General features: G+C 70.9%; 16 protein-coding genes. 4 read left to right on the top strand and 12 right to left on the bottom strand.

Going from position 1 to position 20653, the window contains the following annotated elements:
- Nucleotides 1–160 precede the first annotated feature (160 nt).
- From gcl to ABZW17_RS28865, 7 genes are all read right to left on the bottom strand, one after another.
- On the bottom strand, nucleotides 161–1849 hold the full coding sequence (gcl, locus tag ABZW17_RS28895; RefSeq protein ID WP_354820952.1) for a glyoxylate carboligase: 1689 nt from the start codon (nucleotides 1847–1849) through the stop codon (nucleotides 161–163).
- A gap of 1 nt (nucleotide 1850) precedes the next feature.
- Complete coding sequence (locus ABZW17_RS28890) at nucleotides 1851–2738, bottom strand: 2-hydroxy-3-oxopropionate reductase (protein ID WP_354820949.1); 888 nt, start codon at nucleotides 2736–2738, stop codon at nucleotides 1851–1853.
- Nucleotides 2735–3547 (bottom strand): TIM barrel protein, encoded by an 813-nt coding sequence (locus ABZW17_RS28885; protein ID WP_354820946.1) that lies wholly within the window; start codon nucleotides 3545–3547, stop codon nucleotides 2735–2737. Before ABZW17_RS28885 ends, ABZW17_RS28890 begins: the two co-directional genes overlap by 4 nt.
- Before the next feature lie 138 nt (nucleotides 3548–3685).
- Entirely contained in the window at nucleotides 3686–4543 is an 858-nt protein-coding gene (locus ABZW17_RS28880) for a 2Fe-2S iron-sulfur cluster-binding protein (protein ID WP_354820943.1), read from the bottom strand.
- A complete protein-coding gene (locus ABZW17_RS28875) occupies nucleotides 4540–6282 on the bottom strand; it encodes an NAD(P)H-dependent oxidoreductase subunit E (protein ID WP_354820940.1) in 1743 nt (580 codons plus the stop codon). The genes ABZW17_RS28880 and ABZW17_RS28875 overlap by 4 nt, the downstream gene beginning before the upstream one ends.
- A gap of 1 nt (nucleotide 6283) precedes the next feature.
- Entirely contained in the window at nucleotides 6284–8203 is a 1920-nt protein-coding gene (locus tag ABZW17_RS28870) for a molybdopterin-dependent oxidoreductase (protein ID WP_354820937.1), read from the bottom strand.
- A gap of 12 nt (nucleotides 8204–8215) precedes the next feature.
- On the bottom strand, nucleotides 8216–9205 hold the full coding sequence (locus ABZW17_RS28865) for a 2-dehydropantoate 2-reductase (RefSeq protein WP_354820934.1): 990 nt from the start codon (nucleotides 9203–9205) through the stop codon (nucleotides 8216–8218).
- A gap of 252 nt (nucleotides 9206–9457) precedes the next feature.
- Between ABZW17_RS28865 and ABZW17_RS28860 the strand changes: the two genes are divergently transcribed.
- Complete coding sequence (locus ABZW17_RS28860; RefSeq protein WP_354820931.1) at nucleotides 9458–10195, top strand: GntR family transcriptional regulator; 738 nt, start codon at nucleotides 9458–9460, stop codon at nucleotides 10193–10195.
- A gap of 31 nt (nucleotides 10196–10226) precedes the next feature.
- Here ABZW17_RS28860 and ABZW17_RS28855 read toward each other — a convergent pair whose 3' ends face one another.
- From ABZW17_RS28855 to ABZW17_RS28840, 4 genes are read right to left on the bottom strand one after another with little or no spacing between them, the layout of a single operon-like run.
- On the bottom strand, nucleotides 10227–11603 hold the full coding sequence (locus ABZW17_RS28855; RefSeq protein ID WP_354820928.1) for an OFA family MFS transporter: 1377 nt from the start codon (nucleotides 11601–11603) through the stop codon (nucleotides 10227–10229).
- A 32-nt stretch (nucleotides 11604–11635) separates the two neighbouring features.
- A complete protein-coding gene (locus ABZW17_RS28850) occupies nucleotides 11636–13762 on the bottom strand; it encodes an acetate--CoA ligase family protein (protein ID WP_354820925.1) in 2127 nt (708 codons plus the stop codon).
- A 1-nt stretch (nucleotide 13763) separates the two neighbouring features.
- A complete protein-coding gene (frc, locus tag ABZW17_RS28845; protein ID WP_354821045.1) occupies nucleotides 13764–14993 on the bottom strand; it encodes a formyl-CoA transferase in 1230 nt (409 codons plus the stop codon).
- A 14-nt stretch (nucleotides 14994–15007) separates the two neighbouring features.
- Nucleotides 15008–16738, bottom strand: coding sequence for a thiamine pyrophosphate-binding protein (locus tag ABZW17_RS28840; RefSeq protein ID WP_354820922.1), 1731 nt, complete (start codon nucleotides 16736–16738; stop codon nucleotides 15008–15010).
- Nucleotides 16739–17000: 262 nt separating this feature from the next.
- Between ABZW17_RS28840 and sucC the strand changes: the two genes are divergently transcribed.
- Genes sucC through ABZW17_RS28825 form a run of 3 tightly spaced genes read left to right on the top strand, consistent with a single transcriptional unit; the run spans nucleotide 17001 to nucleotide 19858 of the window.
- Nucleotides 17001–18146, top strand: coding sequence for an ADP-forming succinate--CoA ligase subunit beta (sucC, locus tag ABZW17_RS28835; RefSeq protein WP_354820919.1), 1146 nt, complete (start codon nucleotides 17001–17003; stop codon nucleotides 18144–18146).
- Nucleotides 18147–18149: 3 nt separating this feature from the next.
- Nucleotides 18150–19031, top strand: coding sequence for a succinate--CoA ligase subunit alpha (gene sucD, locus ABZW17_RS28830; protein WP_354820916.1), 882 nt, complete (start codon nucleotides 18150–18152; stop codon nucleotides 19029–19031).
- Entirely contained in the window at nucleotides 19031–19858 is an 828-nt protein-coding gene (locus tag ABZW17_RS28825; RefSeq protein WP_354820913.1) for a LysR family transcriptional regulator, read from the top strand. The genes sucD and ABZW17_RS28825 overlap by 1 nt, the downstream gene beginning before the upstream one ends.
- Here the strand turns inward: ABZW17_RS28825 and fdhD are convergent.
- The gene (gene fdhD, locus ABZW17_RS28820) at nucleotides 19819–20652 is read right to left on the bottom strand and encodes a formate dehydrogenase accessory sulfurtransferase FdhD (RefSeq protein WP_354820910.1); all 834 of its coding nucleotides are present in this window, start codon (nucleotides 20650–20652) and stop codon (nucleotides 19819–19821) included. The two genes, ABZW17_RS28825 and fdhD, sit on opposite strands and share 40 nt — an antisense overlap.
- Between the last annotated feature and the right edge of the window lies 1 nt (nucleotide 20653).

Here is a 20653-nt window from a genome sequence, read left to right as displayed (position 1 = left end):
AACCCCTGAAAGACGGGTGAATTTACGGCCCGCGTTTGTACTTTCCTCCAACGGCCTCGCCGCGGGCATGCCAAGGCCGCCGCACGAGGTCAGGGCGCGTGCGGCGGCGGCGGTCGTGAGTGGTAAGGCGGGTTCTAACCCGCCTTACCACTCACGAGCGTCAGCAAGGCTCGAACTCCTTGACGGCGTCGAGGGCGGCGCCCATGGCGGCGTTCCCTTCGCGTTCGATCATGATCTCCACCAGGACCGGCCGGCTGGTCCGCTCGGCCTCCTTGCGCGCCCATTCCAGGGACGTGCGGATCTCCCCCGGCTCGTGCACGCGGGTGCCGGAGCAGCCGTAGGCCTCCATGATCTTCACGTTGTCCGTGCCGATCGAGTCGTAGTGGATGTCGACCTCGAAGTTCATCTCGTAGCCGGTCTCGGCCTGCCGGATGAGCCCGAGGTACTCGTTGTTCAGCATGATCAGCACGAACCCGACGTCGTACTGGGCGGCCACGGCCAGCTCCTCGACCAGGAACTGGAACGAGTAGTCGCCGACCACGCCGACGACCTCGGCGTCCGGGCGCGCCTTCTTGACCCCGATCGCGGCCGGGATCTCCCAGCCGAGCGGGCCGGCCTGGCCGCACACCTGGTAGTGCCGCGGCTTGTGCGCCTGCTGGAACTGGCCCGACCAGATCTGGTACAGCCCGATCGCGGTGACGAAGTAGGTGTCTTCGCCGAAGGTTTCGTTGATCTCCTTGAACACCCGCGGCGCCTTGATCGGCAGGCTGTCGAAGTCGTCGCGCCGGGGCAGCGCTTCCTTCAGCTCGCCGATCCGGGCGACCCACTCCCGCCGCGGCGGCACCGAACGCTTCTCCAGCGCCGCCAGCAGCGCGTCGAGGAACTCCCGCGTGTCCGAAACGATCCCGAGGTCGGGGCCGAACACCTTGCCCAGCTGGGTGGGTTCGATGTCGACGTGGATGAACTTCCGGTCGCCGCGGTACACCGACAGCTCGCCGGTGTGCCGGTCGCCGAACCGGGCGCCCAGCGCCAGCACCAGGTCGGCCTCCAGGAAGGCCGCGTTCGCCCAGCGCTGCGACGTCTGGATGCCGGCCATCCCGGCGAACAGCTCGTGGTCCTCGGGGAAGCTGCCCTTGCCCATCAGCGTCACCTGCACCGGGACGTCGAGCCGCTCGGCCGCGGCCCGCAGCCGCTCGCTCGCCTCCCCCAGCACGACCCCGCCGCCGGCCAGGATCAGCGGGCGCTCGGCTTGGAGGAGCAGGTCCAGGGCCCGCTCGACCCGGGCCGGCGCCGGGGTCACCCGGGTCACCGGCAGCGGCGAGTCGATCGAGGAGTCCCACTCGATGTCCTGCTTCTGGACGTCGATCGGCAGGTCGATCAGCACCGGGCCCGGGCGGCCCGAGCGGGCGACCCGGAACGCCTCGCGGAAGATCCACGGCAGCTGCGCGGCCTCCTTGACCTGCACCGCCCACTTCGTCACCGGCTTGGCGATCTCGACGATGTCGACGGCCTGGAACGCTTCCTGGTGCAGCTTGGTGGTCGCGGCCTGGCCGGTGATGCAGATCATCGGGATCGAGTCCGCGTGCGCGGTGTAGAGCCCGGTGATCATGTTGGTCCCGGCCGGGCCGGACGTGCCGATGGCGACACCGACGTTGCCGTTCGTCCTGGCCCAGCCGTCGGCCATGTGCGTCGCGCCCTCTTCGTGGCGGACGATCAGGTGCTCGATCGCCCGGCCTTGTAGGGCGTTATACAGCGGGAGGATCGCGGCGCCGGGGCAGCCGAAGACGGTGTCGACGCCTTCGCTTTCCAGGACGTCGACGACCGCCTGCATCGCGGGGATCCGGGGCATGTCACACCTCCGCCGGGACGCGGCCCGACAACTGTTCGGCGACCTTCAGCAAGGCCGAGTGGTCCAGGGAGCCGTACCCCATGGCACGGCCGGCGGCGACGAGCTGGGCGACCAGCCCGGTGAGCGGCAGCGCGACGTCGGCCTGCCGGGCGGCGGCCAGCGCGATCCCCATGTCCTTGTGGTGCAGGTCGATCCGGAACCCGGGCGCGAACCGGCGGTCCACCATGGACTTGCGCTTGAGTTCGAGGATCCGGCTGCCCGCCAGTCCCCCGGCGAGCACGTCGAGGCCGGTGGCGGCGTCCACACCGGACGCTTCGAGCAGCACGATCGCCTCGGCGACCAGGCCGTAGATCCCGCCCACGACGAGCTGGTTGGCCGCCTTCACGACCTGGCCGGCGCCGTGCGGTCCAACGTGGACGATCGTCTTGCCGAGCACGTCCAGCACCGGTTTCGCGGCCGCGAAGTCGGCCTCGCCGCCGCCGACCATGATGGACAGTGACGCCTGTTCGGCGCCGGCCTGGCCACCCGAGACGGGCGCGTCGAGGACGCGGATCTTCCTGTCCCGCGCGGCTTCCGCGACGGCGATCGACGTCTCGGGCCGGATGGTGCTCATGTCGATCAGCAGCGTGCCGGGCTCGGCGGTGTCGAGGACCCCACCCGCGGCCAGCACGACCTCCTCGACCTGCGGGTGGTTCGGCAGCATCGTGATCACGACGTCCGCCCCGGCCACCGCGTCGGCGACCCCGCTCGCGGCGCGCCCGCCCGCGGCTTCGAGCTTCTCCCCCGCCGCCGCGTGGACGTCGTGGCCGCTGACGTCGTGGCCGGCCGCGACCAGGTGCGCGGCCATCGGGGCGCCCATCACGCCCAGTCCGATGAATCCCAGTTTCATGCTCGTCCCCTTCGGGTTTTCGGCAGCCAGTCCAGTGACGTGACGGTGTCGGGCTCCGGGACGTACTCGATCCCGACGAACCCGGCGTACCCCGCGTCCTGCAGCCTCGCGAGGTACCCGCCGAGGTCGAGGGAGCCGGTGCCGGGCTGGTGGCGCCCGGGCGCGTCGGCGATCTGCACGTGCCCGATCCGCGGTGTGTGCACCGCGACCAGGGCGTCCAGGTCGTCCCCGTTGACTGCCAGGTGGTAGAGGTCGGCCAGCAGTCGCACGTTGTCGCGCCCGAGGTCGTCGAGCACGGCCACGGCGTCCGCGGCGGTCTTGAGCGGATAGCGGTCCGCGCCGGAGAGCGGCTCGAGGACCAGCTGCGCGCCGATCCGCGCGGCGGCGTCGGCGGCCTTGTCCAGGTGCGCGCGGGCCAGGTCGTCCTGCTTGACCGGGTCTTCGCCGTCGAGCCGGTTTCCGTAGAGGGCGTTGAAGCTGCGGCAGCCGGTGCGTTCGGCGATCGCGAGGGCGACGACGAGGCTGTCGGCGAACTCGGTTTCGCGGCCGGGCCAGCTCACCAGGCCCCGCTCCCCCGCCGCCATGTCGCCGGCGTAGAAGTTCAGGCCCCGCAGCCGGACGCCGTCGAGACTGGCGACGAACGCGTCCACGTTCTCGCGCGCCGGGACCGCGGTGTCGAACGGCCACCAGAACTCGACGTCGGTGAACCCGGCGTCCCGCGCGGCGGCGGCCCGCTCGAGCAGGGGCACCTCCTTGAACAGGATCGACAGGTTGGCGACGTACGGCAGGGAGTGACCCTCTTCAGGCATCGCGACCTCGAATTTCACTATCCGGAATTTTTCTTTCGCATATCGAGAATAGCTGCTGACCTGCGGCGGGGTCAACGTCCGGGGACGACGAAGGCGCCGCGACTCGTCGAGTCACGGCGCCTCCCGTCCGGCGTCCGGCTACCGGTTCTGGACGTGCTGCCAGCCGAAGCGGCCCTTGATGCAGAGGTTCCCGTGGGTCACCGGGCTCTCGTGCGGGGACGTCACCTTCACGATCTCGTTGTCCTGGACGTGCAGCGTCAGGCTGCACCCGACGCCGCAGAACGTGCACACGGTCGTGGTCTGCGTCTGCCGCTCCTCGGCCCAGGTGCCGTCTTCGCGCTTGTCGTACTCGCGTTTGAAGCTCAGCGCGCCGGTCGGGCAGACCTCGACGCAGTTGCCGCAGTACACGCAGGCGCTGTCCGGCAACGGGTTCGAGAACTCCGTCGAGATCCGGGCCTCGAAGCCGCGGCCGGCGACGGTGATCGCGAACGAGTTCTGCCACTGCTCGCCGCACGCGTCGACGCACTTGTAGCAGAGGATGCATTTCCCGTAGTCCCGCACGTACAGCTCGTTGTCCACCAGGGCCGGTTGCGCCACGGTGGCCGCGTCCGGCCCGAACCGGCCGGGATCGGCACCGGCCTCCGCCAGCCACTCCGCGACGCCCGGCGTCGTCGAAAGGTCCGTCGCCGACGCCAAGAGCTCGAGGACCACTTTGCGGCTCGTGCGCGTCCGCTCCGAATCGGTGTGCACCACCATGCCCGGCTCGGCCTTGCGGGAGCACGACGGCACCAGCGTCCGGGATCCTTCGACCTCGACCATGCAGACGCGGCAGGCGTTCGCCGGTTCGAGGGTGTCGCCGTGGCAGAGCGTGGGGATGTTCTTGCCCACCGCCCTGCACGCGTCGAGGAGCGTCGCCCCTTCGGGCACGCGGACAGCCTCACCGTCCACGGTGAACTCGACCAGCCGGCGCGGGACGCCGATGTCCACAATGGTCACGGGAGGGCTCCCAACCGGTCGATGGCGGATTCGATGGCGTTCCAGGCGGTCTGGCCGAGCCCGCAGATGGACGAGTCACGCATGACCCCGCCCACTTCCCGGAGCAGCGGCCGTTCCGCCGAGCCGGCCGCGAGGGCACGCCGGATCGCCTCTTCCTGCCGGACCGTCCCGATCCGGCAGGGGACGCACTGGCCGCACGACTCGTCGCGGAAGAACTCCGCGATCCGCAGCAGGAACCCGCCGAGGTCGGCGAGGTCGTCCAGGACCAGGACGACCCCCGAGCCGAGCGTCGTCTTCGCTGCCCGCGCGTCTTCGAACGTCAGCGGCAGGTCCAGCTCGTCCGGCCGGACGAACCCGCCCGCCGCGCCGCCCAGCAGCACCGCGCGCAGAGATCGGCCCTCCGGTACTCCCCCGGCCATGGCGAGCAGCTCCCGCAGCGTCGTCCCGAACGGTACTTCGTACACACCGGGTCGCTCGACGTTGCCGGACAGGCAGAACAGCTTCGGGCCGGCGGAGGTTTCGGTGCCGATCGCCCGGTACGCGGCCGCGCCCTCGGTGAGGATCAGCGGCACGTTGGCGAGGGTCTCGACGTTGTTGACGACCGTCGGCTTGCCGAACAGCCCCTGTTCGACCGGGAACGGCGGTTTCGTCCGGGGCTCGCCGCGGAAGCCTTCGATCGAGTTGAAGATCGCGGTCTCTTCGCCGCAGATGTACGCACCCGCGCCGCGCCGGATCTCGATGTCGAACGAGAACCCGTCGCGGCCCATGACGTCCACGCCGAGGAACCCGCGTTCGCGGCAGGCCTCCAGTGCGTTCTGCAGCAGCCGCAGCGCCCGCGGGTATTCGCCGCGCAGGTAGACGTACCCCTGGCGGGCGCCGATGGCGAACGCCGCGATCGTCATCGCCTCGACCAGGGCGAACGGGTCGCCTTCGAGCAGCACGCGGTCCTTGAACGTGCCGGGTTCGCTCTCGTCGGCGTTGCACACGAGGTAGTGCGGCGCGGCGGGCTGCGCGGCCGTGGCCGCCCACTTGCGCCCGGTCGGGAACGCGGCGCCACCCCGGCCGAGCAGGCCGGCGTCGGTGACTTCGCGGATCACCGCGGCCTGGCCCATCCGGAAGGCGTTGCGCAGCGCCGCGTAGCCGCCGGCCGCGCGGTAGGCGTCCAAACTGGACGGATCGATCACGCCGACCCGGCGCAGCAGCCGCAGTCCTTCCTTCTGGTGGATCACCGGCGGCGTGCCTTCTCCCCCGGGCGTCCGCCCGGCGGCGAGCACGGCCGACGCGCCGGTCGCCGGGGCGAGCAGTTCGGTGGTGGCCGGGTCGCCGGCCTGGAACGTCAGCGCCGCGGGGGCCCGTTCGCAGACGCCGAGGCACGGGCTGCGCAGCCACGTGACCCCGCCGCGCCCCTTCCCCGCGGCGCCGACGTGCTCGGTGAGGACATCGCATACGGTATCCGCGCCCCGGATCCGGCAGGCCAGGTCGGTGCACACGTGCACGACCCGGTCCGGACGCTCCTCCAGGGCGAACAGCGAGTAGAAGCTCGCCACGCCGTACGCGTCGGCGGGCGGCACGTGCAGCGTCTCGCAGATGAGGTTCAGCGCGCCCCGGCTGATCCAGCCGACCCGGTCGTTGACCGCGTGCAGCGCGGGCAGCAGCCGGTCGCGGCCGCCGCCGGCGAACCCGGCAACCGCCTCCCGTTCTTCGCGCGACGCGACGGCGTCCAGCAGTTTGAGGTCCACTTCAGACCTCCACCGGCAGCTTCTCGACGCGGATGGCCGCGGCCTTGTACTCGGCCGTCCCGGCGATCGGGCAGGTGGCCTCGATCGTGAGGACGTTGACGTCGACCTCGTCCGGGAAGTGGAAGGTCATGAACGCCAGCCCCGGCTTCAGCCCCTGGTCCAGCCGGACCGGGGCAACGATTTCGCCACGCCGCGAAGAGATCCGGACCAGTTCGTCGGGCTCGACGCCGAGCGACCGCGCGTCCTCCGGGCAGAGGTCGAGGGTCTCGCCGTGGCGCAGCGGCGAGGGGAACCCGCCGGACTGGACACCCGTGTTGTAGGAGTCCAGCCGCCGTCCGGTGGTGAGCCGGATCGGGAACTCCTCGGTGAGCAGGTCGACCGGCGGGCTGTGCTCGATGACCGTGAACGGCGCCGGGCGGCCGCGCCCGGCCGGGTCTTCGGCCCACAGCCGCGCGTGCAGGAACGTCGGTTCGAGGGTGTCTTCGGAGTAGCACGGCCATTGTATGCCGCCGAGTTCTTCGAGCCGGGCGTACGACATCCCGGCGTGCATCGGCGACAGCGCGCGGAGTTCGTCCCAGACCTCTTCGCCGCCGGTGTGGTGCCAGTCGTGGCCGAGCCGCCGGGCCAGCTCGGAGAGCAGCTCGATGTCGTCACGGGCCCCCTCGGGCGGATCGAGGGCCCTGCGGACGCGCTGGACGCGGCGTTCGGAGTTCGTGAAGGTGCCGTCGCTCTCGCACCAGGCCGCCGTCGCCGGCAGCACGACGTCGGCCAGCTGCGCGGTCTTGGTGAGGAAGATGTCCTGCACGATCAGATGGTCCACAGTGGACAACCGCTTGATCGTGTGTTCGCAGTCCGCTTCGGACTGGACCGGGTTCTCGCCGATGACGTACACGCAGGTGAGGTCGCCGCGTTCCATCGCGTCGAGCATCTGGGTCAGGGTGAGGCCCCGGTGCGGCGGGATCGCCGAGCCCCAGGCCGCGTCGAACTTCGCGCGGACGCCGGGGTCGAGGACGTCCTGGAACCCTGGGAGCCGGTCCGGGATGGCGCCCATGTCGCCGCCGCCCTGGACGTTGTTCTGCCCGCGCAGCGGGTTCAGCCCGGCGCCGTAGCGGCCGACCTGCCCGGCCAGCAGCGCGAGGTTGATCAGCGCCAGGACGTTGTCGGTGCCGTTGTGGTGCTCGGTGATGCCGAGCGTCCAGGACAGCTGGGCGCGGTCGGCGCGGGCGTACGCGTGGGCGAGTTCGCGGATCAGGTCGGCGGGTACACCGGTCGTCTTCTCGGCGGCCTCCGGGGTCCACGGCTCGACCGACGCGGCGAACTCGGCGAACCCCTCGGTGGCGCGCTCGACGAACGTGGTGTTCACCAGTCCCGAGTGGATGATCTCCCGCGCGATGGCGTGCGCCAGCGGGATGTCGGTGCCCACCTCCGGCTGCAGCTGCCGGTGCGCCCAGCTCGCGGTGCTGGTCCGCCGCGGGTCGACGACGAAGAGCTTCGCTCCCTTGTGGACGGCCTTGAGGACGTGCTGGAAGAAGATCGGGTGCGCTTCCCGCGGGTTGCCGCCCCAGATCACGATGACGTCGGCGTCCTCGATCTCCTGGTAGGACGACGTCCCGCCGCCGCTGCCGAACACCCGGGCCAGCCCGGCGACACTGGGCGCGTGGCAGGTGCGGTTGCACGAGTCGACGTTGTTCGTGCCGATCACCGCGCGGGTGAACTTCTGCGCGACGAAGTTCATCTCGTTGGTCGCGCGGGCGCACGAGAACATCCCGAACGCCTCGGGGCCCTGGGCGTCGAGGGTCCGGCGGATCCCGGCGGCGGCCCGGTCGAGGGCCTCCGCCCAGCTCGCCGGCCGCAGCACGCCGGAATCGCGCACCAGGGGCTGGGTCAGCCGCACGTACGGCTCGGTCTTCCTGCGCTTCAAGGGAACCTCCGGTCAGTGCGACCCGACGGGGACTTTGCTGGTGTGGTCGAGCAGCGAAACGGCGGCGTGGACGTACCGCAGGGCCGGCGCGGGCACGCCGGTCAGCTCGGCCAGCTCGACGACCGCGCCGACGATCGCGTCGATCTCGAGGGGCTTGCCGGCTTCGAGGTCCTGCAGCATCGACGTCTTGTGGTGGCCGACGCGCCAGGCGCCGTCGATGCGCTTCTCGACCGAGACGTCCGGATCGCTGCCCGCGGCCCGGGCGATCGCCAGGGTTTCGGTCATCATCGTGGCGACGAGCTCGCGGGTGTCCTCGTGTTCGCACATCTGGGCCATGGTCGCCCGGGTCAGCGCCGAGAGCGGGTTGAAGGCGACGTTGCCCATCAGCTTGATCCAGATGTCGTTGCGCAGGTCCGGTTCGACCGGCGCCTTGAGGCCACCGGCGATCAGCGCCGCGCTGAACACCTTGGCCCGCGCCGAGATTTCGCCGTCCGGCTCGCCGAGGGAGAACCGGGTGCCCTCCAGGTGCCGGACGACGCCCGGCGCCTCGATCACCGTCGAGCAGTAGACGACGCAGCCGATCGCCCGCCGGAGCTCGAGCACCGCGGTCACCGAGCCGCCGGGGTCGACGGTCTCCACCCGGCGCCCTTCGAGGGGATGTCCCGCCAGGCCGTGGAAGTACCACCACGGGATGCCGTTCTGGGCGGCCACGACCGCCGTCCCGGGGCCGAGCAGCGGGGCGAGGAGCGGGCCACTGCTCGCGTAGGAGTTGGCCTTCAGGCCCAGGAAGACGTAGTCGACCTCGCCCACCTCGGCGGGGTCGTCCGTGACGTGGGGGCGGGCGGTGAAGTCACCGCGCGGGCTGAGTACGCGGACGCCGTGGTCGCGCATCGCGGCAAGGTGGGCCCGGCGGGCGATCAGGTGCACCTCGGTCCCGCCGCGGTGCAGCGCGGCCCCGACGTAGGCGCCGATCGCCCCGGCCCCGAGAACAGCCACCTTCATGATGTGCCTCTCTGGTCCAGATGATTGCATACAGTATCCTGAATCCGGTCAACGAGCTAGGTCCGGTCGCGGCCGAACCGGTCAAGCCACCCTCGCGGCGCAGCGAACTCCGGCAAACCGGACACTTTGCGTCAGGGCGTTGATCCACATCGGGTGAACCTGCCCGGCACGGGTGAGAATCCGGGATTTTGCATACCAAAACCTGTATCCTGGACAACGATCACCGCTTCCACTCCCCTTCCGAGGTGTCCCGTGAGCCAGCCCTCTTCCCCCCTCCCCGGCCGCGGCCCGAGCGGCCGCCGCACGGCCAAGGGCTCGCTCAGCTCGACCGCCGCCAAGCGCGTCGAACGGCCGGCCCCGCTGCGCCAGGTCGTCTACGAGGCCCTCGCCGAGCTGATCATCAACCGCACCCTCGAACCCGGGCAGCACCTGGTCGAAGCCGACCTGGCGGAATACCTGGGCGTGAGCCGGCAGCCCGTCCGCGAAGCCCTGCAACGGCTGCAGAGCGAAGGGTGGGTCGACCTCCGCCCCGCCCAGGGCGCCTTCGTGCACCTGCCCACCGACGAGGAGGCCGACCAGCTGCTGAGCGTCCGCAGCGTGCTGGAGACGCACTCGGCGAAGCTCGCCGCCGGCAACGCGACACCGGCGGACGTCTTCCACCTGCACACCCTGCAGCACGCCGGGCTCAAGGCGCTCGCCAAGGAGGACACCGAAGGGCTGGTCGCGGCCAACGCCGCCCTCCACGCGTTCATCACCGAGCTGTCCGGGAACGCGGTGCTCGCGGAACTGATCGGCCTGGTCGACCGCCGGGTCCGCTGGTACTACACGCCGATCGCCCGGCCCCGCGGGCGTGACGCGTGGAACGAGCACGAAGAGCTGATCCAGGCCATCGCCGCCCAGGACGCCGGCGCCGCCGAGAAGATCATGGCCAAGCACACCGAACGGACCCGCCAGGCCTACCACGAACGTCCGGACGCTCCCCGGTCCTGATGACCGCAGGACCGGGGAGCGGGTACCCGGGCTAACCGCCGGCAGCGGCGGAAGGCCGCGTCACCAGCTCGGTTTCGGCGAGCTGGTGACGCGGCCGGCCCGGCTGGCGCAGGAACAGCGTCAGCACGGCCGAGAGCACCGCGATGCACCCGGCCAGGACGTAGGCACCGGTGTACCCCCACGCGCTGATCACCCCCGCGGCGAGCCCGCCGCCGCCGACGCCGCCGACCAGTTTCGCGCTGTAGACCAGGCCGTAGTTCGACGCGTTGTTGTTCTCGCCGAAGTAGTCCGGCACGAGCGCCGCGAACAGCGGGTAGAACGCACCGCCGCCGAACCCGGTCAGGAACGCGAACACCATGAACAGCACCAGGTTGTGCGTGTTCCCGGCGTACAGCACGCCGAACTGCGCGCCGCCGGCGATCAGGAGCACGATCGTCAGCGTCTGGCGCCGCCCGAGCTTGTCCGACGCCCAGCCGACGACCGCGCGGCCGGTGCCGTTCACGATGGCCAGCACGCCGGCCGAGGAAGCCGCGACGAACGCACCGAAGTGGCTCTCCTTGGCGAACGGCACCTGGAAGTTGATGCCGAACAGCGACACGCCGCCGATGATCACCAGGCTCACCCACATCAGCGGGAGCATGCCGGTCCGGATCGCCTCCATCGGCGTGAACTGCCGGACCGCGGGCGGGTTCTTGGCCAGGCTCTTGACGCCCGTCCGGCCCTTCGCCCAGGAGATCGGGTCGACCTCCTTCGGCCACCAGCTCTTCGGCGGGTCCTTGAACAGGAACCCGCACACGCCGACGACGACCAGCATGTAGAGGCCGATGCCGTCCAGCACGCCGGTGACGTTCTCGTGCCCGAGGAACGCGCTGAACAGGTAGATGAACGGCACCGAGCCGTAGGCGAACCCGCCGTTGACGAACCCGGTGCGCGCGCCGCGCTTCTCCGGGTACCACTTGCCGACCATGTTGATGCAGGTGGCGTACACGAGCCCGGCGCCGGTGCCGCCGAGGACCGAGTACCCGACGAACGCCAGCGTGAGGTTCCCGCTGTGCGCGATGGTGAAGTAGCCGATGCCGCTGAACACGGCGCCGAGCAGCATCGCCGTCTTGGCCGAGACGACGTTGCGTTCGCGCAGGCGCCCGGCCGGGAAGGCGACCCCGGCCTGGAACACCGCCCAGATGCTGGCCAGCCAGAACGCGTCCGACAGCGTCCAGCCGTACTTCTCTTCGAGGGTGCCTTCGACGGCGCCCCAGCCGTATTCGAACACGCTGACCGCCATCATGGCGATCCAGGGCAGCCAGACCATCCAGCTGCGCGAGCGCCCCATGATGTCCTGCGGGGACTCGCCGACCCGGTAAAGTCTTCCGTTCTCGTCAACTATCTCCTGATAGGTGGCTGCGGTCATGAGTATTCTCCTTCGTCACCGTTGACTCCGGTTCACAGCAGGCCCGCGGCCCGCGCCCAGCGGTACTTCGCCCCGAGCACCGCCACGGGTTTCTCGGTCGTGTACGGGTACGCGACGATCCCGCGGTCGTACAAGCAGTCGCTCGCCTCCTCGACTTCGACGTCCCCGGACAGTGATGCCACGACGGGCTTGTGGATGCCCTTCGCCCGGTACTCCCCGACCACTTCGGCGACCAGTTCCGCGAACACCATCGGCGGGGTGACGATGGTGTGCCAGTAACCCAGGATCAGGGCGTGGATGCGGTCGTCCTCGAGGCCCAGCGCGATCGTGTTGCGGTAGGTCGAGGGCGGCTCGCCGCCGGTGATGTCGACCGGGTTGCCCGCCGCGCCGAACGGCGGGATGAACGCGCGGAACGCCGTGTCGAGGTCCGGCGGGATCTCCATCAGGCTCAGGCCGTTGTCGACGCAGGCGTCCGAAAGCAGCACGCCGGAGCCGCCGGCGCCGGTGATGATGACGACGTTCTCGCCCTGCGGCGTGGGCAGCAGCGGGATGCCGCGGGCGTACTCGAGCATGTCGTTCAGCCCGGGCGCCCGGATCACGCCGCTCTGGCGCAGGATGTCGTCGTAGACCTTGTCGTCGCCGGCCAGCGCGCCGGTGTGCGAGCTGGCCGCCTTGGCGCCCTGCGACGTCCGCCCGGCCTTCAGGACGACGACCGGCTTGCGCTTCGACACCCGCTTCGCCGTCTCCGCGAACGCCCGGCCGTCCTTGAGGTCTTCCAGGTGCATGGCGACGAGCTGGGTGTTGTCGTCCTGTTCGAAGAAGGTGAGCAGGTCGTCCTCGTCGAGGTCGGCCTTGTTGCCGACGCCGACGATGGAGGAGACACCCATCTTCGCCGACCGGCTGAAGCCGAGGATGGCCATGCCGATCCCGCCGCTCTGCGACGACAGGGCCACGCCGCCCTTGACGTCATACGGTGTACAGAATGTCGCCGACAGGTTCTCCGGCGTGTAGTAGTAGCCGTAGATGTTGGGGCCGAGGATGCGGACGCCGTGCTTGCGGGCGATCGCCACGACCTCGTCCTGGAGTTCGACGTTGCCGGTCTCGCCGAAGCCGGACGGGATGAGGATCGCGCCGGCCACGCCCTTCTTCCCGGCCTCCTCCAGCGCGGCGGGGACGAACTTCGCCGGGATGGCGAACACCGCCACGTCGACGTCCCCGGGCACGTCGGCGATGCTCGGGTAGGCCTTGCGGTCCAGTATCTCCGCGGCCTTGGGGTTGATCGGGTGGATCTCCCCCGCGTAGCCGCCGTCGACCAGGTTCTTCAGCACCGAGTGGCCGATCTTCCCGGCTTCGGCCGACGCGCCGATCACCGCGACCGCCGCCGGTTTCATGATCCGGTTCATCGAGGCGAGGATCTCGTCCCGGGTGAACCGGTGCGGTTCCTTCGCCGCGTCCGGGTCGACCAGGATCCGGACGTCGACCGCGGTGGCCCCGTGTGGCGTGGCCAGCACCGGGTTGAGGTCCACTTCGGACAGCTGCGGGAAGTCCGTGACCAGCTCGCCGAGGCCGGTGATCACGGCCGCGAGCGCGTCCCGGTCGACCGGGGCCGCTCCACGGACGCCCCGCAGGATTTCCGCCGCTTGGATACCGTCGACCATCGACAGGGCCTCTTCGGCCGACGTGGGCGCGAGCCGGAACGTGACGTCCTTGAGCACCTCGACCAGCACGCCGCCGAGACCGAAGGCGACGATCTTGCCGAACGTCGGGTCGGTGACCGACCCGATGATCACCTCCTGGCCTTCGGTGAGCATCCGCTGCACCTGGACACCGAGGATCCGCGCGTGGGGGTCGTAGGCCTTCGCGCCGGCGACGATCTGCGCGAAGCCCGCCGTCACCGCGTCGGCGTCGTTCAGGCCGACCAGCACCCCGCCGGCCTCGGTCTTGTGCAGGATGTCCGGCGAGACGATCTTGAGCACCACCGGCAGCCCGATTTCTCCGGCGTGGGCCACGGCCTCCTCGGCCGTCGTCGCCAGCCGTTCGGCCGGCGTCGGGATACCGTATGCCTCGCAGACCGCACGCCCCTCGGGCGCGGTCAGCGACGAGCGGCCCTCGGCGGCCGCCTGTCCGAGGATCTTTTCGACCGCCGCGCGATCCGCCACGTCAGATCACCCCCGCCGCGCGGAACTTGTCGAGCTCCGCCTCGCTGTAGCCGAGTTCGGTCAGCACCTCGTCGTTGTGCTCGCCCAGCAGCGGCGAACGCTCGATCTCCACCGGCGAGTCGGACAGCTTGAGCGGGCAGCCGACGGTCTTGAAGGAACCGCGCCCGGGGTGCGCGACCTCGACGACCGAGCCGAGCTCGGCCAGGGTCTCGTCCTCGATCAGCTCCTTCGTGGACAGGATCGGGCCGCACGGGATGTTGTGGGCGTTGAGCTTCTCCAGCACCTCCCACTTCGTGTGCTTCTCGGTCCACTCCTCGACGAGCGCGAACATCTTGTCCAGTTTGGACAGCCGGACCTCGGGAGTGGCCCACGCCGGGTCGTCGGCCAGCTCGGCCCTGCCGATCAGCCGGGCGAGCGGTGCCCAGCCGGGTGGCTGGACGATCACGTAGATGTAGTCGTTCGGGCCGCCGGGCGCGCACCGCACCGCCCAGCCGGGCTGGCCGCCGCCCGAGGCGTTGCCCGAGCGCGGGACCTCTTCGCCGAACTGGTCGTTCGGGTACTCCCCCAGCGGGCCGTGGGCCAGGCGCTGCTGGTCGCGCAGCTTGACGCGGCACAGGTTGAGCACGGCGTCCTGCATGGCGACCTGGACGCGCTGACCGCGGCCGGTCGACGTCCGCTGGTACAGCGCGGCGAGGATGGCGGCCACCAGGTGGATGCCGGTGCCGGAGTCGCCGATCTGCGCGCCGGTCGCGGTCGGCGGCCCGTCCTCGAAGCCGGTGGTGCTCATCGCGCCGCCCATGGCCTGCGCGATCACCTCGTACGCCTTGAAGTCGGCGTAGCGGCCGGGGCCGAACCCCTTGATGGAGGCGTAGACCAGTCGCGGGTTGAGCGCGGCGAGCTTCTCCCAGGGGTAGCCGAACCGGTCGACCACGCCCGGGCCGAAGTTCTCCACCAGGACGTCCACTCCGGACACGAGCTTCTCGAAGACGCTCTTGCCCTCGTCGCTCTTCATGTTGAGCGTGATGCTGCGCTTGTTGGCGTTCAGCATCGTGAAGTAGAGACTGTCCACACCGGGCAGATCGCGCAGCTGCCCGCGGGTGATGTCGCCGCGGCCGGGGGTTTCGAGCTTGATCACGTCCGCGCCGAGCCAGGCGAGCAGCTGCGTCGACGACGGACCGGACTGCACGTGCGTCATGTCGAGGACGCGGACGCCCTCCAGTGCCTTGCCCATGCCTTGGCCTCCGCTCACTTGTACATGGTCTGGTTCATGGTTCCGGGGGCGTACACGTCGGGATCGACCCAGACGTTGATCAGCGACGGCTTGCCGGACTCCCGGGCCCGCAGCAGCGCCGGCCCGATGCCGGCCGGGTCGCGGACCTCCTCGCCGTACCCGCCGAGCATCCGCGCGAACTCGTCGTAGCGGACGTCGCCGAGGGTGTTGCCGACGCGTTCGCGCGGCAGCCCGTACTTCGCGGCCTGGCCGTAGCGGATCTGGTTCATCGACGAGTTGTTGCCCACGATGCCGACGAACGGCAGGTCGAAGCGCACGAGCGTTTCGAAGTCCCAGCCGGTGAGGCTGAAGGCGCCGTCGCCGAAGAGCGCGACGACCTCCTTGTCCGGGCGGGCGTGCTTGGCGGCCAGCACGAACGGGATCCCGACGCCGAGTGTCCCGAGTGGACCCGGGTCCATCCAGTGGCCGGGCGACTTGGGCTGCACGACCTGGCCGGAGAAGGTGACGATGTCCCCGCCGTCGCCGATGTAGATCGAGTCCTCGGTGAGGAACTCGTTGATCTCGTGGACCAGCCGGTACGGGTGGATCGGGCTCGCGTCGGAGTGCTGCAGCGGCAGCCGCTTCTGCTTCGCCTTCTCCTCCACGGCCTGGAGTTCTTCGAGCCACGTTTTGCGTCCGGTGGCGCCGTTGTCGGTGCGGCCGGAGGCGGCTTCGGCGACCGCGGCGAGGACCTGGCCGGCGTCGCCGACGATGCCGAGGTCGACGTCGCGGTTCTTGCCGACCGTGCGGTAGTCGAGGTCGACCTGGACGACGGTGGCCTCGGTCGACAGCCGCTTGCCGTAGCCCATCCGGAAGTCGAACGGCGTGCCGACGATGACGATGACGTCGGCGTTGTCGAAGGCGTACCGGCGGGAGAGCTGGAAGTGGTGCGGGTCGCCCGGCGGCAGCGTGCCGCGGCCGGCGCCGTTCATGTACGCGGGGATGTTCAGCGTTTTCACGAGTTCGATCGCCGGGCCGGTCGCCCGGGTGGTCCAGACCTGGCTGCCGAGCAGGATGGCGGGCTTCTTCGCGTGCACCAGCAGGTCGGCGAGCTTCTCGACGTCCGCCGGGTCGCCGGCGTTCTTCGTGGACGCGCGGTAGCGGCCGGCTTCCGGAATGCGGGCGTCCCGCAGCGGCACGCGCGCGTCGAGGACGTCACGCGGGATCTCCAGGAAGGACGGTCCGGGCGCGCCGGCGTACGCCTCGCGGAACGCCATGCTCACGAGGTCGGCGACGCGGGCGGTGTGCGGCACGGTGGCGGCGAACTTGGTGATCGGCGTCATCATGTCCACGTGCGGGAGATCCTGCAGGGAGCCCATCTTGTGCTGGGTCAGCGCGCCCTGGCCGCCGATGAGCAGCATCGGGCTCTCGGCGCGCAGGGCGTTCGCGACCCCGGTGACGGCGTCGGTGGTGCCCGGCCCGGCGGTGACCACCGCGCAGCCGGGTTTGCCGGTGATGCGCGCGTGGCCGTCGGCCGCGTGCGCGGCGACCTGTTCGTGCCGGACGTCGATGACCTCGATGCCCTCGTCGACGCAGCCGTCGTAGATGTCGATGATGTGGCCGCCGCACAGGGTGAAGATCGTGTCGACCCCTTCGGCCTTCAGCGCCTTGGCCACCAGGTGGCCGCCGGATATTTCGGCGGGTGCGGCGCCGTTCGCCGCCGCGGCACTCTCCCCCGCGGTGGTGCCGGTCGTGGTCAGCGCCATGGCTCAACTCCTCTGGTCCGCCACCGGATCTCTCTTGTCCGGCGGTGCGTGTCGCCTCTTGTTCCATCGGCTGAGTTCCGAGGTCAGCGGCCCCTTCGCGGCAGACTGTAGATTGCATACCGTATGGGGTAGGCATATAGTCACCCTTCGAGCCGACTGTGTCCAGGGCCATCCGCAGGGTTTTTCCGGTCTCGAACCCGGCTCCCGCGGGCCACCACCCCACGCCCTTCGCCCTGCCCCGCCGCGGAAAGGACGCTCCCCCATGGACCTGTTCGAACACGAAGCCCGCGACCTCTTCGAACACCACGGCGTACCGGTCCCCCGCGGCCGGGTGGCCGCCGATCCGGCCGCGGCCCGGTCCGTCGCGGCCGGACTCGGCGGCGCGGTGGTGGTCAAGGCCCAGGTGAAGACCGGTGGCCGCGGCAAGGCGGGCGGTGTCCGCGTGGTGCAGACAGCCGACGACGCCGAGCAGGCCGCCGAGGACATCCTCGGCATGGACATCAAGGGCCACACCGTGCACCGCGTCCTGGTGACCGAGGCGAGCGAAATCGCCGACGAGTACTACGTCTCGTTCCTGCTCGACCGGGCGGGGCGGACGTTCCTCGCCATGGCCTCGGCGGAAGGCGGGATGGACGTCGAAGAGGTCGCGGCTTCCCGCCCGGACGCCCTGGTCCGGGTGCCGGTGAACCCCCTGGCGGGCGTCGACGCCACGGCCGTCGCGGCCGCGTTCCCCGCGCACGTCCGGGCGGAAGTGGCGGCGGTCGTCGAAAAGCTGTGGGAGGTGTTCGTCGCCGAAGACTGCACGCTGGTCGAGGTCAATCCCCTCGCGAGCACGACGGCCGGGATCGTCGCCCTGGACGCCAAGATCACCCTGGACGACAACGCGGCCTTCCGCCGTTCCTCCTCCCACGACGATTCCGCCAACGGCGACCCGCTGGAGCGGTCCGCCCGCGCGAGCGGCCTCAACTACGTCAAGCTGGACGGCGACATCGGCGTGATCGGCAACGGCGCCGGCCTGGTGATGTCCACACTGGACGTGGTGGCGGCCGCCCCGGCCGAGGCGGGTGCCCGCGGGCCGGCGAACTTCCTCGACATCGGCGGCGGGGCGTCGGCGCAGGTGATGGTCGACGGGCTGACGGTGATCCTCGGCGATCCGCAGGTGCACAGCGTGTTCGTCAACGTCTTCGGCGGCATCACCGCGTGCGACGCCGTCGCGACCGGGATCGTCCGGTCGCTGGAGATCCTGGGTACGCGGGCGGCCAAGCCGCTGGTGGTCCGGCTCGACGGCAACAACGTCACCGAGGGCAGGCGGATCCTCGCCGAAGCCGCGCACCCGCTGGTCACCGTGGTGGCCACCATGGACGATGCCGCCCGCGAGGCGGCGAAGCTCGCGATCGCGGAGGTCTGAACCATGGCCGTCTTCCTGGACGAGAGCAGCCGGATCGTCGTCTCCGGCATCACCGGCTCCGAGGGCGCGAAGCACACGCGGCGGATGCTGGCCGCCGGGACGAACGTCGTCGGCGGGGTGAACCCGCGCAAGGCCGGGCAGCCGGTGCGGATCGGCCCGGTGTCCTTGCCGGTGTTCGCGAGTGTCGCGGAGTCGATGGCGTCGACCGGCGCCGACGTCTGCGTGCTGTTCGTGCCGCCGCCGTTCGTGGCGGACGCGGTGATCGAGGCGGTGGACGCCGGGATCGGGCTCGCGGTGGTGATCACCGAAGGCGTCCCGGTGCACGACACCGCGCGGTTGTGGGCCCACGCCGTCGCGGCGGGCGGGCGCACGCGGATCATCGGCCCGAACTGCCCGGGCATCATCTCCCCCGGCCGGTCGAACGCCGGCATCATCCCGGCGGACATCACCGGCCCGGGCCGGATCGGCCTGGTGTCGAAGTCGGGCACGCTGACCTACCAGCTCATGCACGAGCTGCGGGACATCGGCTTCTCGACGTGCATCGGCATCGGCGGCGACCCGATCATCGGCACGACGCACATCGACGCGGTGGAGGCGTTCGAAAAGGACCCGGAGACCGACCTGATCGTGCTGATCGGCGAAATCGGCGGCGACGCCGAGGAGCGGGCGGCGGAGTTCGTGCGCGCCAACGTGTCGAAGCCCGTCGTCGGGTACGTCGCGGGCTTCACGGCTCCGGAAGGCAAGACGATGGGCCACGCGGGCGCGATCGTGTCGGGCTCGGCGGGCACGGCGGCGGCGAAGAAGGCGGCGTTGGAGGCGGCGGGCATCCGGGTCGGCCGCACGCCGAGCGAGACGGCGGCGCTGGTCCGCGGAGTGCTCGGCTGATGGAGCTCCGCCAGCTGGCGGTGGTGGTGGCGGTCGCCGAGGAGGGCGGTTTCACGGCGGCCGCCCAGCGCCTGCGGACGGTGCAGTCGACGGTATCCACCGTGGTCCGCGCCCTGGAGCGCGACCTGGGCACGCCGTTGTTCCACCGGACGACCCACCGGGTGGTCCTGACACCCGCGGGCGAGGCGTTCGTCCCCGCGGCACGAGCGGCCCTGCAGGCGGCCGAACAGGCCCGCGCGGCGGTCTCCCCGGTGAGCGGGCGGGTCCGGGTGGGAGTGGGTCCGGGGCTGCTCGCGGACCTGCCCCGGGTGCTGACGGGACTGCGGCAGGCCCATCCGGGGGTGGCGGTGGAGGTGCGGTGCGGGCCGTGGAAGTCCGATGTGGACATCATGCTGACACTGGCGGGTGAGACCGAAAAGACCCTGCCCGCTCCTGGTGCGGGTGTCACCCTCCTCACGGCGGAGGAACTCGTCCTCGTCACCGCGCACGGCGGCGGTCAGTCCCCTCCCGAGCCGTCCTCGCTGTCTCTTGTGGACTTCCCACCCGGCTGGGCCGTCCGCCGGGCCGTCGACCGCGCTTTCCCCGGCCGCCGCACCACTCTCGAAGTCGACGATCTCACCGTCGCCGCCGGACTCGTCGAGGCCGGGTTCGCCGACTGCGTTCTCCCCGCCTCCGCCGCCGCGCGGTTTCCTCGGCTCACCGTCCGGCGGTTCGAACACCCGCCGCCGTGGCAGCTTGCCGCCGTGCGCTGCGGGGACGGCTCGCCCGCCGTTGCCGCGCTGCTCGCTCAGCTCGGCGGAAGGCCCAGCCGGTCCGGTCGCGTGTAGACGTTCATCGTCGTTCCGCGCAGAAAGCCCACCAAGGTCAGGCCCAGCTCCGCCGCCAGGTCCACCGCCAGCGACGACGGGGCGGAAACCGCGGCCAACAAGGGGATTCCGGCCATCGCCGCCTTCTGCACCAGCTCGAACGACGCCCGCCCGCTCACCATCAGCGCCGTCCCGGACAGCGGCAGCTCGCCCTCGCGGGTCGCCCAGCCCACCACCTTGTCCACCGCGTTGTGCCGGCCGACGTCCTCGCGCAGGCACCGCAGCTTGCCGTCGGCGTCGAACAGCCCCGCCGCGTGGAGGCCGCCGGTGCGGTCGAAAACCCGTTGGGCCGCACGGAGTTCGTCCGGCAGGCCGGCCAGCGTCGCCGGGTCCGTGGCGAACGGATCGCCGTCGACCGGCCAGGTGATCGTCGTGCGCACCGCGTCCAGGCTCGCCTTGCCGCACAGCCCGCACGACGACGTCGTGTAGAAGCTGCGCTCCACCGAGGCGTCCGGCGGGGCGACGCCGTCGGCGAGCACGACGTCGAGGACGTTGTACGTGTTGCCGCCGTCCGCGGTGGCGCCCGCGCAGTAGCGGATCGAGCGGAGGTCGGCCGCCGCGCGGACCACGCCTTCGCCGACCAGGAAACCGGCGGCCAGGTCGAAGTCGTCGCCCGGCGTGCGCATCGTGATCGCCAGCGGCTTCCCGGCGACCCGGATCTCGAGGGGTTCTTCGACGGTCAGCGTGTCCGGCCGCGTGGTGTGCCCGCCGTCGTGGACGCGCAGCACCCGCCGCCGGGCCGTCATCCGCCCCACC

Origin of the sequence: Amycolatopsis sp. NPDC004625, assembly GCF_040609695.1 — a bacterium.
In the GTDB taxonomy this organism is placed as follows: Bacteria; Actinomycetota; Actinomycetes; order Mycobacteriales; family Pseudonocardiaceae; genus Amycolatopsis.
Note: the sequence above shows the minus strand (reverse complement) of the source record. Positions and strands in the feature narration are given on the sequence as shown.